General features: G+C 48.0%; 10 protein-coding genes and 1 tRNA gene. 8 read left to right on the forward strand and 3 right to left on the reverse strand.

The features are described 5' to 3' along the window. The first annotated feature begins 215 nt into the window (after positions 1 to 215). From LKI20_RS04540 to LKI20_RS04570, 7 genes are all read left to right on the forward strand, one after another. Positions 216 to 884 (forward strand): N-acetyltransferase, encoded by a 669-nt coding sequence (locus tag LKI20_RS04540; protein WP_291770481.1) that lies wholly within the window; start codon positions 216 to 218, stop codon positions 882 to 884. Between the two features lie 403 nt (positions 885 to 1,287). Further along, positions 1,288 to 2,646 carry an alanine racemase gene (gene alr / locus LKI20_RS04545; protein WP_291770482.1) on the forward strand — a complete coding sequence of 453 codons (1,359 nt, stop codon included), beginning with the start codon at positions 1,288 to 1,290 and terminating at the stop codon, positions 2,644 to 2,646. 139 nt (positions 2,647 to 2,785) lie between these two features. Next, on the forward strand, positions 2,786 to 3,250 hold the full coding sequence (locus LKI20_RS04550) for an Ohr family peroxiredoxin (protein ID WP_291770483.1): 465 nt from the start codon (positions 2,786 to 2,788) through the stop codon (positions 3,248 to 3,250). Positions 3,251 to 3,486: 236 nt separating this feature from the next. Next, positions 3,487 to 7,782 carry a S8 family serine peptidase gene (locus LKI20_RS04555; RefSeq protein ID WP_291770484.1) on the forward strand — a complete coding sequence of 1,432 codons (4,296 nt, stop codon included), beginning with the start codon at positions 3,487 to 3,489 and terminating at the stop codon, positions 7,780 to 7,782. Positions 7,783 to 7,980: 198 nt separating this feature from the next. Then, the gene (locus LKI20_RS04560; protein WP_434734936.1) at positions 7,981 to 9,279 is read left to right on the forward strand and encodes a deoxyguanosinetriphosphate triphosphohydrolase; all 1,299 of its coding nucleotides are present in this window, start codon (positions 7,981 to 7,983) and stop codon (positions 9,277 to 9,279) included. 35 nt (positions 9,280 to 9,314) lie between these two features. Beyond that, a complete protein-coding gene (gene dnaG / locus LKI20_RS04565; protein WP_291770486.1) occupies positions 9,315 to 11,375 on the forward strand; it encodes a DNA primase in 2,061 nt (686 codons plus the stop codon). Positions 11,376 to 11,616: 241 nt separating this feature from the next. Next, positions 11,617 to 13,608 carry a heavy metal translocating P-type ATPase gene (locus LKI20_RS04570; protein WP_291770487.1) on the forward strand — a complete coding sequence of 664 codons (1,992 nt, stop codon included), beginning with the start codon at positions 11,617 to 11,619 and terminating at the stop codon, positions 13,606 to 13,608. Between the two features lie 90 nt (positions 13,609 to 13,698). On the opposite strand, the gene LKI20_RS04575 is transcribed toward LKI20_RS04570, so the two are convergent. Then, complete coding sequence (locus LKI20_RS04575; RefSeq protein ID WP_291770488.1) at positions 13,699 to 14,268, reverse strand: hypothetical protein; 570 nt, start codon at positions 14,266 to 14,268, stop codon at positions 13,699 to 13,701. After that, positions 14,216 to 14,788: a hypothetical protein gene (locus LKI20_RS04580; protein ID WP_291770489.1), complete on the reverse strand. Its 573-nt coding sequence runs from the start codon at positions 14,786 to 14,788 to the stop codon at positions 14,216 to 14,218. The genes LKI20_RS04575 and LKI20_RS04580 overlap by 53 nt, the downstream gene beginning before the upstream one ends. A gap of 297 nt (positions 14,789 to 15,085) precedes the next feature. Between LKI20_RS04580 and nrdF the strand changes: the two genes are divergently transcribed. After that, positions 15,086 to 16,081, forward strand: a complete 996-nt coding sequence (gene nrdF / locus LKI20_RS04585; protein WP_434734937.1) for a class 1b ribonucleoside-diphosphate reductase subunit beta — start codon at positions 15,086 to 15,088, stop codon at positions 16,079 to 16,081. A gap of 184 nt (positions 16,082 to 16,265) precedes the next feature. Here nrdF and LKI20_RS04590 read toward each other — a convergent pair. Next, positions 16,266 to 16,342 (reverse strand) — tRNA-Arg (locus tag LKI20_RS04590).

Below are 16,342 nucleotides of genomic sequence, written 5' to 3' on the forward strand. Positions count from 1 at the left end.
CGCGATATACGCCTCTTATCAAGACATCGCGTACAGCGCTCGCCAAGCTACTGATCAGTTTGGTTGAAGAGCTGTGAGCGATATTGTTCATAGGCATGTTTATGGTTACACGGTCAGCACAGGGTGGCAGATTGAGTATCAGATTATTGGGTACTGTACATAGTCTGCACATTGGTGGGTGCGAGATTACCGCAGGCTGTGAGAAAGGTGAATACGTGATTGAATCGTCATCGGTGAGCACGGATGAAACAGGAAAAGTATCAGAGTCTGATGTGCCAAACACATTAACAGTTCCTGAGCTGCGAACTCCGTCTCTTATACAGCATTCAAGTCAGGATGGTTCACTTGGCGACTCAGTTGGAGGAGTGCGACGTGTCCGCCATGCAGACAGCGGTGATTTCGATGCAATTCAACATATTTTCTCCAGAGCAAGACGCTTGATGGCTCAAAATGGAAACCCCAGTCAATGGGGCTCGATATATCCTCTTACTGAAACTGTTCGTGAGGATTTGCGTCAAAACCGAACCATGTTGTTGGTTGATAACCAAGGGCCGCAGCAAGAAGAACGGATTCTTGCAGTATTTTCTGTGTGTACAGGAGAAGATCCGACTTACGGCACCATTACCGATGGTAGTTGGTTGAATGATGAGCAGTATGTGGCACTCCATCGAGTAGCATCTGCAGGTGTTGCGAGTGGGGTATCTCATGACTGTATGGCATGGGTTACTGAGAGATATAGCAACGTGCGTGGTGACACTCATCATCGCAACAAGGCAATGCAACATGTTTTTGAATCTGCAGGGTTTAAACGTTGCGGCATTATTCATCTGAGCAACCATCGAGTTGGCGAAGCTGAACGGATTGCCTACCATTTTGTGCGCTAATCACTCTTTCACAACGCGATTCCAGTAGTTTTTCCATATGAATCCGTTTGTGTAGGGATTACCGTGTATCTCGCGTTGATGAAAAGTTAGAAATGTTGGAATTCCGCCATTTTGCAAAGTTGTATAGTGACGCTTATCGCAAAAATCCCTACACAAACGAATGAATACGGGGAACGTCACCTACTGGGCAGCTCAATAAGTTACGTATTGTGTGGTTGTGAACGTCTGTGGCGAGAATTTGTGAAAATTAGTGCGCGTATGAGGTCAGAAGTTGCTATGGCAAGGGCAGATTACAAAGATTATTGAACTCTCGGGCTATACAACATCAACCTTGGGTGAGTATTACTTGAAGAAACGCTGTCTAACTTACACAAAGGTGACTTCAGGGGTTCACAATAGAGTTATGACATTCAATGCTGCGCCTGAGTTGGAATTTTCCTCTGAACTTGGTAAGTCAAATTATCGTAAAGCCTGTCGAGAGTATCCGGGACAGGCGATTGTGGATTTGGCTGCAATGAAAAGCAATATGGAACAACTTGTTGACATATGTGGGGGAGTTAATTCCAGTACTGCAGTGATGGGTGTGGTTAAAGCTGATGCATATGGTCACGGCCTTATTCCAGCAGCCCTCGCTGCACTTGCGGGAGGCGCAACTTGGCTAGGAACTGCACAACCTCGTGAAGCTCTGTTGCTTAGGAAAGCTGGTATCGGTGTTGAACGCTGTCATATTCTGACATGGTTATACAACGGTAAAGCAGCACTCTTTGAGGATTTAATTACTGAGGATATCGATATTTCCGTGGGATCGCTCTCGGGTATCGAGGCAGTCGCCGCCGCTGCCCGTAAGCTCGGGAAAGCAGCACGAGTTCATGTCAAGGTTGATACCGGCTTCGGACGTAATGGTTTTACCCCCGAAGCTTTTGATGATGCTCTGAGTGCGCTTGGCCGTTGTCATGCCGAGGGGTCGATTGAAATCATCGGTCAGTGGAGTCATCTTGCGGTTGCTGATATGCCCAGTAATCCGGCTTTTGTAGCGTCAACAGATCAACAGATTGCCAATTTTGAGGAGTTTTCACTGCGTATGCAGAAGGCTGGTCTTTCTCCGCAAATCAGACATTTGGCTAATACAGCAGCTACTCTCACTCGGCCGGCTATTCACTATGACCTCACTAGACCAGGTATTGGGCTTTATGGTTATGAACCTGACCCATCCATGGGAGCACCATCAAAATACGCTCTTACTCCAGCTATGACGTTACAAGCTCAATTGGCCACAGTTAAACATCTGACAGCAGGGCATGGTATTTCCTATGGACGCACCTATCTCACCGAAGAAGAGACCAGTACAGCAGTGATGCCTCTGGGATATGCTGACGGCATTCATCGTTCAGCATCTGGTTCAGATGCTGAGGGCTCTTTGGGACAAGTGCACTTAGGCGGCCCAATTCGTGTGATGACCAATAATGGTCCACGATTGCTGCGGGTTTCGGGCAGGGTGTGCATGGATCAGTGTGTGCTTGATTTGCACGGTGATGCCGAGCAGCTCGGGGTACACGAGGGAGATACCGTGTTGCTCTTTGGTCGCGGTAGTGGCGAAGAGCAGTGTGAACCCACAGCTGACGACTGGGCGAGGGCTGCAGGGACGATTTGTTATGAGATATTTACATGCTTGCGCAGCAGAATTCCTAGGCTATATCTGCATGCGGATACGTCATTACCAAAGCAAGATATAGAAAAGTTGAACCCAGAATCTTTGTTGTAATTAAGGAGTATTACCTCAGGTTATTCGACATATCTTGAGCTGTGAATCATGACCTACAAGTTGTGAAATGTCAGATGTGTCATAGTCTCTGTAGGCGTAATAACTTGCAGGGTTTTTCAGATGGTGGTGTCATTACAGTATGACTGCATATAAAGGAAAAGAACCATCAGAGATTGCCTACACCGCTGTGGCTAATGTCACTGGCGGACGAAATGGCCATGCTGTAAGTCATGAGCCTGACCTTGAACTTGATTTAGATACACCAGTCGCCATGGGTGGTAAAGGTAACGGTACCAATCCTGAGCAGCTCTTCGCAATTGGTTGGGGCGCGTGCTTCCAAGGTGCACTCGGCTTGGCCGGCAAAGAACTGCGTGTTGCTGGCAGCAAGTTAGCAAAGAGCAAAGTGCGTTCACACGTTTCTATTGGACCAGAGGGCGAGTCTTTCGGTATTACAGCCAAGATTGAGGTGTACATCCCCGATGTTGACGAAGAGACTGTGACAAAACTCGTTGAACGTACTCAGGAGCTGTGCCCATATTCCAAGGCAACTGCAGGGAATGTTCCTACCGAGGTTGTTGTAGTGGATGCTGATCCCTTCGAGTAATACCCAAATGTAACCTTCATGATGCTCCTACCGCTGGTATTTGCGGTGGGAGCATTTTTTGTTTTTCTTCCCTAATAGTGTTCATATCACTCGTATTGGCGACATGCCGTATTGCCGTTGAAACATCAGGCATAACTGTTCATCGAAACATAGCCGTTCGTTAACAAAGGTAACTTGTTCTCGGGGAAAAGAAGTGTGGATTGGATATCCATACTAGAAGGGAACAGGATTACTCTATGCAAAAACGAAATAGGGGACGGTGGAGCGCGCTTGTTATAGCACTTGCGATGCTGCTACCAACTGTGGGGACTGCTGTAGCTCACGCAGACACTCCAACTACTGGGAAAGTACAGATTGCCTCCCAAATAGCACAAGGTTCGGGCACCATGCCGGTGTTTATCCAGACAACCAGTAAGAGCGCGTTGTCGGTAAGTGGCAGTAAAAGTCCTTCCGCTTTCAAAGGCAAGAAAACTCTGCAAGAAACTGCGAAAGATACTGCTGAGAAGGCAGACGATACTTCACAAGATGTACTGGGCGAGTTGAAAAAGCTCGATCCCAAGGCAACATCCTTATATACAACGGCTTATACCGTTCCAGGTATCGCCGTATATGCAGATGCAGCAGCGTTAAGAAAGCTGGCTGAGCAATCTGACTCAGTAAGCAAAATTAATCCGATTAGTTTCAAAAAGACTGCGGACAGCTCTGAAAATACGGAAAGCACGGCAGCTGCAAACGGCGAAGACTCCCCAACGTCTAGTAGCTCAGCAAGTGACACATCCGCCTCTGATGGTGATTCCACGTCCAAAAGTGATACCAAAGCAGACAGTTCTGATTCGAATTCTTCTGACGCAAATTCATCTGATTCGAAGTACACTGATTCGTCAAGTATCCAATCCGATAAGAACTCCTCTGCGAAAGATGCACAGGATTCATCAGATAGTCAGGCTCAAAGCACTACGTCAAAGGATTCCAGTGCTAGCACTGCTGTAACTGATAACGCGGCAATCGCCAATGCTGAACCAAAGAATGCCAACAGTGATGCGCTGGTACAAGCCCTCAAGACTTGGACACAAACCGGTAAAACCGGTAAAGGTACCAATATCGCCATTGTGGATACTGGCCTTGACTACACTCACGCCGATTTTGGTGGCGCAGGGACTACAGTTGCATACGACACAGCTTTAGCGTCTAAGAGTGCACCGTTAACAGACCCAACTCTGAGTAAATTGCTTGACTCACAGAAGTTCAAGGGAGGTTACGATTTCGCTGGTACTGATTATGATCCAGACGATGCAAGTACCCAAACGCCAACTCCTGACAGTAATCCTATTGATGGCAAGGGCGGGCATCACGGCACACATGTCGCTGGCACAGCTCTTGGTTATGGAGTAACTGCTGATGGCAAAACTTTCAAGGGTGAGTACAATAAGCTGTCCGAAACTGCGTTACAGTCCATGGAAGTTGGACCAGGTTCGGCACCAGAAGCGGGTGTGTATTCTCTGAAAGTCTTTGGTGACAATGGTGGAACCACAGGACTTGTTGGTGAGGCTCTTGACTGGGTTGGTGAGCAAATTGCCAACGGTACAGCAATCAATATTGTTTCGATGTCAGTAGGTGGCTCTTACGGTTCTGATGATGATCCTGATACAGCTAAAGTCGATGCACTCAGCAATAAAGGCGTGCTGTCAGTCATAGCCGCTGGGAATGACGGCGATTTCACTGATGTTCTCGGTTCTCCTGGAAGTGCCAAAAGCGCACTCACTGTTGCGGCCAGCAGCTCTGGTCGTACCTTGCAGGACGGCATAACCGCTACTGCTCCAAGCACTGTGGCCGGAACCAAACTTGCTGGGCAGTATTCCGCAAATTATGCTGATCTCAGTAATATCAACGTCGAAGGCAAAGTAGTCAAGCTCAAAGACGGAACCAATCTTGCTGGTTGCAACACTTACTCGGACGAGGATGCTGCGGCAGTAAAAGGCAACATTGCATGGGTTCAATGGGACGACAACAATCTGGTCTGTGGTTCCATGAAACGTTTTGACAATGCTGAGGCTGCTGGGGCCAAAGCCATTCTGTTCCAGTCCGATAAAGATATACCTGATGCTGGTATCGCAGGAAACGCTACTCTGCCAGGTTTCCAAGTCACGCCAGCTGGGCTTGCCAAAGTGCAATCGGCTCTTGATGCGGGCACGTTGACCGTCAAACTTTCATCAGATCAACGCTTGAGCACCAAGGTGGATTATTCCGCCAAATATGAAGACACCATGGCTTCCTTCACTTCGCGAGGCATTCACGGTTCAGCAGACGGCACTGCAAAGCCAGATGTCTCTGCTCCTGGTGTTGGTATTATCTCCGCTTCTGCTGGTACTGGCTCAAAAGCTGAGGTAATGAGTGGCACGTCTATGGCAACACCCATGACTTCAGGTATCGCAGCGCTGACCTATCAAGCGCACCCGGGGTGGAGCGCGAAGACCATTAAGGCACAGCTGATGAACACGGCGGATCATGATGTCTTGAGCGAAGATCGCAGCACTAAGATGGGTCCGCTACGCGTTGGAACCGGTCGTGTGGATGCCTACGAAGCCGTGAATAATCAGGCAACAGTCGCTGCCACTGATGACCCGACTGCTGTGACCGGTGAATTCGGTATCGTGCAGGTACCAAGAGCTGGTTATAGCAAGAGCAAATCCTTCACGGTGAGTAATAAGGCTGATAAGCCAGTGACATATTCATTGTCTTATCAGGCAAGAGTGAGCACGCCTGGTGTTGACTACACATTAGACAAGAAGACCCTTACTGTCCCTGCAAACGGTAGCGCCAATTTCACGGTCACATTGAGCATTCCAGACCAATCCTTGCTGCGTCACACCCGTGACACCACACAGCCGGTGAAGAATCCAGTTTCATCTGACTATGACAGCAATTACGTCACCGACGCCAGCGGTATTGTGCGTTTGGTGCCTACTGACACTGCCAATGGTGCTTTCTCCGCCTTGCGTGTGTCGATGGTTAGCGCGCCTAAGCCGATTTCCGAAACGAGCACGAGCCTTGAATTCTCCAAGGGTTCTGCTGATGGTCAGTTGGTGATTAGTGGCAAGGGCTTCGCCAATGGTTCAGGTGTAACTGGGTATAGCTCCCAGATAGCACCGATGCAGCTTGCGGTGGAAGATCCAGTTGACGGTTACACGTCGCAGGATTCTGCACGAAGCCTTGCTTCTGCGGATATTCGCGCAGTTGGTGTCTCGTCAACGGCTCCTCAAATCAGCGATAAATCGCAGGGTTATCTCACCTTCGGCATCGAAACCGATAAAACCTGGTCACGTTTAGGAACCAGTGTGTATCCAATCATTAATATTGGTGAGAATGCTGATGGAAACCCTGATTATGTTGTTCAGGTCAACACGGTGAAGAATGGCGCCATAACAGACGCGGTTTGGGCGGAAACCTACAAATTAGAGGGTAATGCTTATACGCTTGTCGATCAGGAACCTGTGGTCGATTCGACTGTGTCAGATTCAAATGTTGCGCTGCTGTCGGTAAAACTCAGTGCCTTGGGGATTGCTAAGGATTCGTCATCTGCTCCTATGACATTCAATGCAGAAACACAATCGCCACTTGCACAAGAAGCTGAGCAGTCATATGTAGTTGATAAGACTGACTGGGCAACATTTGACCCGCTAAATCCTGACCTCTGGTTCGGCACTAGTGGGCAAACAGGATCAGGTTCTGCGGTGGAAGCAGATAAGACAGGGACGATTCAGGCACATCTCAAGACTGCCGTCAGTTCGTCGGCGAGCAAGAGTGCTCGTTCATCATCAACTGAAGAAACACCTGCTGCAACAGCACAGCCACAAGCCTTGCTATTGCACCTTAATGGCTCGGTTCCGGTTGCTAAAGATGCCAGCCCTGTGATTGATGTCCAGAGCATCGCTGATCGAGATACCAGCGAATTGCAGAAGCTCGTGGACACAGCAGATGCTTTGAAGGAGAGCACGTATACGCCGGAATCGTGGAAGCTGCTAGCTCAAGCGCTTACCAATGCTAAGGATGTGCTTGCCGATGCCAGCTCCACTAATCAGCAGATCAATGCGGCATATAACTCGCTGAATACTGCGATTAACGGCCTGGTGAAGGTATCCGCAAAGGTTGATAAGGTGAAGTTGCAAAGTTTGTACAATGCCTTGAAGACTCTTAATAGCAAGAACTACACTGCTGATTCTTGGAAGGCCTTCTCTGCGGCCTTGACCCAAGCGCAACAGGCACTTGCTGACACCAATGCCACTCAGGACCAAGTCAACACTGCCTTTGCCTCTTTGCTTAGGGCACACCAGATGTTGGTGCAAGCTTCGACTAATCCTGCGGTTGATAAGTCGAAAGATCGCTCTGATGGGGTTTCTGGTGCTGCTGCGGGGAGTAGAGGGAATTCTGGTCATCTCTCCACAACCGGTGCTGCAGTAGGAGGCGTAGTACTAGTCGCACTGATGGCGGTTGCCACAGGAACAGTGTTTATGGTGCTGCGCAAACGTCACTAAGACTGGCAGAAGTTAACTGCTTCACCAGGACAGTTATTGTTCGCTTTATTGTCGCGAACACTGTTCTAGTGAGGCAGTTTTTTTATTGGAGATGTGAAATAGGTCATTGAGAGTGTTAACTGGGGTTGTAAAGGTATACGTGTGCGGTAGCCTGATGGTGCAACGGTGGCCGTGGTATATGTGACTGGGGGTGCAACAGTGAACAGTGAACAATTCGATGAACATGGTGAATCTGTCCTTACACATGAAGGCTACCAGCCAATTGACGAGGAACGCTGGGCACCTGAACCTCCAAAATCTAGCGTTCGCACCGCTTTCGAACGTGACAGGGCTCGTCTAGTACACTCCTCAGCTCTTCGCAGGCTTGGTGCTAAAACACAGATACTCGTTGCGGGAACAGATGATTTTGCGCGCACGCGTTTGACGCACACCCTTGAAGTTGCTCAAATAGGCCGTCAAATTGCTGCCATGTTGGGTTGTGACCCTGATGTAGTTGACTGTGCATGTCTAGCTCACGACTTAGGTCATCCGCCATTCGGGCATAATGGCGAGCGAGCATTGTCGGATATTGCTCAGGGAATTGGTGGCTTTGAAGGCAATGCGCAGACACTGAGATTGCTGACGCGTTTGGAACCGAAAATATTTCATGCGGATGGACGTAGTGCAGGAGTGAATCTGACTAGAGCTGCCTTGGATGCTACGGTCAAATACCCTTGGACTTTTGCTGAGGCGGCGCAACATCCTAAAGGGGAGCGGAGTGCTAAATTCTGCGTATATCCTGACGATGTGGATGTGTTCCGTTGGTTAAAACTGCCAGGACATCACACTGATCGTCCGATGGAATGCCAAGTGATGGATTTGTCGGATGATATCGCGTATAGCGTGCACGATATGGAGGATGCTATCGTTGCCGGCTCATTCAACCCTCTCTCGCTTGCAGATCATAAGGTTGTCGATTCTATTGTTGGCATGACTCGTTCGTGGTATGGAGAGCAATGGGATGCTGAAGAGCTTATAGCAGCATTGCAGCGCTTACGCGCCTTGCATATGTTCCCCCAACATTTCAACGGGTCAAGAAATGCCTTAGCACAATTGAAAAATATCACGAGTGCGTTGATAGGACGTTTCGCTGGGTCGGTGGAGCGGGCAACCCGTGAACGGTATGGCAGTGGAAGACTGGTACGTTATACTGCTTCGCTGGTTATTCCAGATGAGACAGCCTATGAAATTGTGGCTTTAAAAGGCATCTCGGTCTTCTTCGTCATGGCACCTCGAGAGCATGAACCTTTCCACGATCGCCAACTCGAAATAGTCTCTGATCTGGTTGAAGTCATGATGAAGGATTCACCTCGACCCTCGGACGCTCTTGAGACAGTATTCCTTGATGATTGGTATGCGGCGACTAACGAGGATGAGCGTCTGCGAGTTGCTATCGATCAAGTGGCCAGTCTCACTGATGGTTCTGCACTCACTATGCATGCCATCTTATGCAGCTGAATCAGTCATCCTAAGCAGCAGGTATTCTGGGTTTTATGGCAGGAATGATTGTTAAAGAGGATATCGAGAAGGTTCGAGCAGCAGCGGATTTATACGATATTGTTTCTGCCGATGTCACTCTCAAATCGTCAGGATCGGGCACATTCGTTGGCCTGTGCCCTTTTCATGATGAGAAGACTCCCAGTTTTTCGGTTCGTCCTTCGCTTGGTGTCTGGCATTGCTTTGGCTGTGGTCTTGGAGGCGATGTATTCGGATATGTTGAGCAATCCGAGAATGTAGGTTTTGGCGACGCCGTAAGTATCCTCGCAGATAAATATCATATTGAATTGCATTATGATTCCAATAATCCCGTCCCTGAGCAGCGGGGTTCTAAGCGATCTCGTTTGATTGAGGCTAATGAGGAAGCTCAAAGTTTTTTTAAATCTCAGATTATGAGTAAAGAAGCACTTCCTGCACGTAAGTTGCTTGGCGGACGCAATTTTACGCAAGCCGATAGCGAGCGTTTTGGTTGCGGCTATGCGCCGCAAGGTTGGGATAATTTGGTTCGTCACCTTTCTTCCAAAGGATTCACTCAACAGGAAATGACTGATGCTGGACTCGCCAGACAAGGTCAGCGTGGAGTGTATGACTACTTTCGTGGCAGGGTGACGTGGCCTATACGTGACTCTACTGGTAGAACGTTGGGTTTTGGCGCTCGAAAGCTTTATGACGATGACACCATACAAGCCAAATACATCAATACACCTGACACTCAGTTGTACCGTAAGAATCAGGTGCTGTATGGCATAGATTTGGCTAAATCACAGATTGTTAAGAAACGACAGGTAGTGATTGTTGAAGGTTATACGGATGTGATGGCATGCCATCTTGCTGGTGTTGATACTGCAGTGGCCACTTGTGGAACAGCATTTGGCTTGGAACATGCAAAAATTGTTCGCCGTCTTATTTCTGATGATTCTTTGGGAGCTGTCCAACTAGTTGGACCGGTAAAGGGCTCACGCGTGGTATTCACTTTTGATGGTGACGCAGCTGGTCAGAAAGCAGCGTTACATGCTTTCGGTCTTGATGGGTCTTTCTTAACGCAAACCTTTGTTGCTGTAGCAGCCGACAATATGGATCCGTGTGATCTTCGCATTGAACGTGGAGATGAAGCTGTACGCAGTTTGGTGCAGCATGCGAAACCCTTGTATGACTTCGTTATAGACGCAGCGATCAATGCCTTTGATACACAATTCACCACCGGACAAATGGGTGCAGTCAAGGCTGTTGCACCGGTTATTGCGCAGATTCGAGACCGGTCATTACTGGATTTATATGCTCGTAAGGCGGCACGTAGAGTCGGCGTAGAGATGGAAATCATGAACCGTGAGGTTTCTGCTGCACGACGGAATCTTCATGTGCATGACGAAGATGCATATGTCTCAAGAAACCATCGTCAGACTCTTAATCAGATTCATGAACGTGGCGAGAATCCTTCTGCGAGCATGGTTGACCGCAAAAAATTAGAGCATCAGGATGCTCAGATGCAAGGCTATTTCCGTATCGATGATGCGGTGTTTATCTGTGAGCAGCAATTTATGGGAATTCTGATTCAGGTGCCTCGTGCAGTGAACCGTGAGATGTTCGCACAGCTCGACGAAGGTAGCTTCACCACTCCGGTATTCCGATCACTATTCCAAGCGGTAGATGCTGCAGGGGGATTGCCAAGTGATGACACTCCACAAGGATTATGGATGCATAATGTCACCAAAGCCACGGGACCTTGGCTTCAGCAAGTCATTAATGAGCTTGCTGTAATGCCCTTGCCGTTGCCTCAGGATGACAATGCGAGCGGTGGCCGTCAATCAGCAGCTCCTGAGAGTAATGCTGCTGCTGTACAGCTTCGTCCTCCTACAGTTTCGGAGACACAATATGCTTCCGAGCTGCTAGTTCGTCTCTTGGACATGGGATATATGAGACGCATAGCAGTGGCCAAGCGCAGAATGAATCAGATGACTGACGGGACTGAGAAGTTTTCTCTCTTAGGTGATATCACCAAGCTCGAAACAGCACGCAAAGATTTGCAAGCGCAGGTTTACGGAAACACTGTTTCCTGATCGTTCAAAGACGCCAATATGAGATAAGTGCGATAAAAGTAGAGATTTTTGCTAAAAAATTCGTAGCAAATCTCCACTTTTATCGCACTTATCTCATCTGCAGCCCGAGCTCTACCCCTCGAACTTTCTTATACGACATAAGCAACCCAAAACCTTGATATTTCAATGATTTTGGAGGTGGTATGGTGGCTTGGTTTCGAGAATTTGATCTTGAGAAATCGACTTTTGGAGATGTGCTGTCATGGCTGTTACTCAGCAAATACAAAATCACGGCATACTGCTGCGTTTAAGCGCGAGCCGCATACTACTGCTGTTAACTGTGCTCATTGGTGTCGTAGCGGCCACATTATGGCGCATTCAGTATCCAGTGGCTTCCTGGTTGCTGATTATCACTGCAGTGGTTAGCGTCCTCCACTCGCTGTGGGGCATGATCGCTAATATACGTAAAGGGCACGTAGGCGTTGACATTCTTGCAATTGTGGCATTGATGTCAACGCTCGCAGTCCATGAATATTGGGCTGCTTGGGTCGTTGTTCTTATGGTCTTTTCTGGTGAGGCTATTGAGGATTTTGCCGAGTCTAAGGCGCAACGCAATCTTGAGGCGTTGGTGGAGGCTGCTCCTTCTGTTGCTCATATAGCTCAGTTATCAGATGCTGGCGAAACTGTATGGAATACAGTTTCTGTTTCAGAGGTGAATATCTCTGACAAACTCTTAGTGAAACCAGGTGAAACAATACCTGTTAATGGTGTGCTGCATAGCGCGCAAGCCACGCTGGATATGTCGATGATTAACGGTGAACCGCTTCCTGTAGATGTGTATGAAGGTTCAAAACTGTCATCAGGAGCAATTAATGGCGCATCTGCTATTGAGATGATAGCGACGGCGAAATCCGCAGATTCCCAGTACCAGAAGATCATTGAATTAGTGAAGTCCGCTCAGGAATCTCGTCCTGCATCGGTAAAAACCGCTGATCTGTTGGCTGTGCCCTTTACTGTGATTTCGCTGGCAATTGCATTCATGGCATGGGGTATTTCTCGTGATCCTATGCGTTTTGCTGAGGTTTTGGTTATTGCCACTCCCTGTCCTCTTCTGATTGCTGCGCCTGTGGCATTTATGGGCGGGACTGGGCGTTTGGCCAAAGCAGGAATTGTTATCAAAGCTCAAGATATTCTTGAACGTCTGGGCGAAGTGAATCATGTGTTCTTTGACAAAACTGGAACCTTAACGCAAAAGAAGCCCCGTGTCGATCGTATTGAGTTGAGTGATTGGTCTCAGCAGCAGGGGTTGAATCCTGATCAACTGCTTATTTCTGCAGGGATGCTCGAAGGTTATTCCTCACATATTCTTGCGCGTGGTGTAGAAAAGGCTGCTTTGGATTTGATACACGAGAAGCATTTGCAGCGTCCAGTGGTGACTGAAGCACGTGAAACCACCGGAAATGGTGTGCAAGCAAAGGTGGCTGAAAACCTTATCGCTGTGGGCAGGTTGAAATTTGTGGCTCCTGATATCACCGAAGAAGAGATTCAGTCGGCATTTCCTGTTTTGGCCTCGAATGAGATGGTCACATACCTTGCTGTCAATGGCAACATGGCCGGCCGTATCATTCTCAAGGATTTCCCGCGTCAAAACGCGAAAGCGACAATACAACAGTTGAATGATTTGGGTGTTTCCCGTGTGACGATGCTAACAGGAGACAAGCTGGACTCAGCAAATATCGTGGCGCACGCTGTTGGTATTCGAGATGTTCGCGCCGAGCTGTTGCCTGAGGAGAAAGTGTATGCAGTTGAAAGCGCGCGAGAAGAGCCGAGCATTGCTCAAGGGCGTGCCCAACGATTAGTGCTGTGGTTGAAAGGTCTCATAGGTATAAATACTGATAGCAATATCAGCATGATGGTCGGCGATGGTGTGAATGATGCGCCTGTGCTTGCAGCTTCTGATATTGGTGTGGCTATGACGGATGGTTCATCCACTGCTGCATCTGAGTCAGCTCAGGTAGTCATTATGAATGATGATATTGCCATGGTGCCAACTGGCATGATGATTTCTCGTCAAACCAGGCGCATCATGTTGCAGGCAGTGTTTGGTGGCATTATTGCAGCAATTATCTGCATGATTGTTGCTGCCTTTGGTGTGATACCTGCGGTTCTTGGTGCGCTAATTCAAGAGCTTATTGATGTGGCATGTATCTTGTGGGCATTGACTGCCATTATTGACCACAAAATTACCTTTTGACAATACTGGCTTTGGCAGTCCTCATTGATCGATTTTTGTGCTGTGTGTTTGCGGGTGAGTATGCTCAAGAACATAAATAGCGTGACTTCCCTAATCACAGCTCAGAGCTTGTTTCATAGGGAGATAAGTGATCTGGGGAGTTGTAGGTTTCCAATTGCCGTAGTGCTGGCTGAACCAGTCTGGTGCTTCTGAGTCTTCTGTGGATGCAGCTTTGATGATGGCATTGGTATTAATCGGACAGGTTGCCACAATGAATGTTGACTTCCCTGGAATCATCAACTGATCCTGAAGGTTGAACGCGCTGAGGGGCGTATGAGCTTTTTCGATATCCGTTAATGCAATAGTTTTGGTGAGTTTGCAAGCTTTGAGAGCTACGTTGATTAGTGTGAAAGAAATGGTTGTTTGACGCCCTTTATTTCCGCTACTGCTGGAAATAATGTTGTTCTGCTTGAGTGGGTCTGCCACCAATAATTCGCACGCAGAATATTGCTGGGGGCTTTCTACGCTACCATCATCGGCAAGTGCTGGACCGTAATGCGGTGTAGTCCAAGGTGTGACGAGTACTGATGTGTGTGCGTCAGTGGTAAGAATATTTGATATATTACCGTTACTTCCAGCTTGAACGGGCAGAGAGTTGATGCCCGAAAAGCTTACGGACAATAGACTGCTCGCACTTCTGTCGACCTGTTGGCTTTCTTCCCATGAGAAATTGCTGCTGATTGACTCGCCAAGGCATAATGGTTGCGGTGGTGTCATAGCTCATGTATGTGCCCGTGTGCCCTGGTATCTGAACATTATTGAGTTGGAGGTTCTTGCCTCCTCGTTTCATAGTAATCACCGGCGCTTCTGATGTGACTGAACAGCCGAGTCGACTGATGTTTTGAACACGAATCCAGGCACTCGATGTTCCCATTGCACTGGTACCAAATTCAACAACTGCAGATAAATCAGTATTGTTGCATGCCTTTGCATTGTTAGAGCGAGTAGCAGCAACAAAGTTACCATCAGCGTCACGCACCGCTGTGTATGGAATGATGGAGGTCGTTGGCGACTGAGTCACAGGATGATATAGCACAACGGCGCATGCTGCAACGAGGCCAATCAGCACCAATGGCACAGTAACCAGAAGAATAGCTCGTACTCGTTTACTGCTAAGGCCACTACGAGAGCTTGATTGCATAGTGCCAAGTATATTCACAGCGGCACGTGTAAAGCGCTCGCCATGAAAGCCATAGCAATCATGGATGAGTGACTCGAAAACAATGATGAAGCTATGAGGTGTGGGATATATCACATAAGAGTTCTAGGGGTAGAACTTTTGCGTGTCGCTGACAGAATTCTTCTGATGCATCAATACTATATGTGGTGCAATAGAAAGAATAAAGCACTGCATATAGTGGTTATAGGCAGTGAGCGAGGAGCAGTGATATCAGTGCAAGATAGAGTTCGACCCATCGAATTAGCAGATGATGCCATGATGAAAGCATCTGTAACGCCGCCACAATTCAGGCTGGACCACTCGTCGAGAATCCGTCCTGTCAACTGGAACGCCATCAGAGATGACAAAGATTTGGAAGTCTGGAATCGTTTAGTCTCAAATTTCTGGCTTCCAGAGAAAGTGCCGCTATCAAACGACATTCCCTCATGGAATTCACTCAGCGAGATTGAGAGGGATACCACTGTTCGCGTGTTTACAGGCTTGACGCTACTCGACACCACACAATCTTCGGTGGGGGAGATTTGCCAAATCGAGCATGCCCGCACCGAGCATGAGCAGGCTGTGTACACCAATATTGCGTTTATGCAGGCTGTGCATGCACGGTCCTATTCATCCATTTTTTCAACCCTGTGTTCAAGTGAACAGATAGATGATGCTTATCGGTGGGCGGTTCGCAATGATTTACTCCAAGAACGTGTGCGCACAGTTCTTGTGGAGTACGAAAGTGATGATCCTCTCAAACGTAAAGTAGCTGCAACGCTACTATCCTCTTTGCTGCTCTATGCGGGTTTCTATTTGCCGTTGCATTTTGCATCTCGGGCGAAATTAATGAATACGGCAGATATGATTCGTTTGATACTGCGGGACAAGGCTATTCATGGATATTACTCTGGATATAAATATCAACGAGGACTTGAGCTACGTTCGGATTCAGACCGTGCAGCGATAGATAGTTTCACTAATCAACTACTAGATACGTTATATGATTTGGAATTGCAGTATTCGGATCAGGTGTATCAAGGTTTCGATTTTATCGATGATGTGCATGCCTTTGTTCGCTACAACGCTAACAAAGCCTTGATGAATCTCGGCTATCCAGCACGGTATAGCGCTTCTGAGACAGCAGTAAGCGCAGAGATATTGGCAGCGCTGTCTCCTGCAGCAGATGAGAATCATGATTTCTTCTCAGGTTCCGGTTCCTCATATGTTATGGGACATTCAGAATCCACTGATGATGACGATTGGGAATTCTAAAGGGTGTTTTTACACGCTGATTGTTGTTTGTGTAGTGATTGGTGACTACATCGGAGCTGGTCAGCATTTCAAATCGTTGGAATACTGCCCATCGGATTTTTCGATACTGTGCAGTGAATGATAAATCCCTACACAAACGACAAAGAGGGCTGTTTTCGTGATGTTCAATCACGAAAACAGCCTGTGGTGACCCCGGACGGGCTCGAACCGTCGACCTTGAGATTAGAAGTCACATGCTCTATCCAGCTGAGCTACGGGGCC

This window comes from Bifidobacterium sp. (assembly GCF_022647885.1).
Taxonomy (GTDB): Bacteria; Actinomycetota; Actinomycetes; order Actinomycetales; family Bifidobacteriaceae; genus Bombiscardovia.

Excerpts from the sequence above, each read along its gene's own strand:
- alr (WP_291770482.1), top strand. The coding sequence starts at position 1,288 with ATGACATTCAATGCTGCGCCTGAGTTGGAATTTTCCTCTGAACTTGGT.
- LKI20_RS04550 (WP_291770483.1), top strand. The coding sequence starts at position 2,786 with ATGACTGCATATAAAGGAAAAGAACCATCAGAGATTGCCTACACCGCT.
- LKI20_RS04555 (WP_291770484.1), top strand. The coding sequence starts at position 3,487 with ATGCAAAAACGAAATAGGGGACGGTGGAGCGCGCTTGTTATAGCACTT.
- dnaG (WP_291770486.1), top strand. The coding sequence starts at position 9,315 with ATGGCAGGAATGATTGTTAAAGAGGATATCGAGAAGGTTCGAGCAGCA.
- LKI20_RS04570 (WP_291770487.1), top strand. The coding sequence starts at position 11,617 with ATGGCTGTTACTCAGCAAATACAAAATCACGGCATACTGCTGCGTTTA.
- LKI20_RS04580 (WP_291770489.1), bottom strand. The coding sequence starts at position 14,788 with ATGCAATCAAGCTCTCGTAGTGGCCTTAGCAGTAAACGAGTACGAGCT.
- nrdF (WP_434734937.1), top strand. The coding sequence starts at position 15,086 with ATGAAAGCATCTGTAACGCCGCCACAATTCAGGCTGGACCACTCGTCG.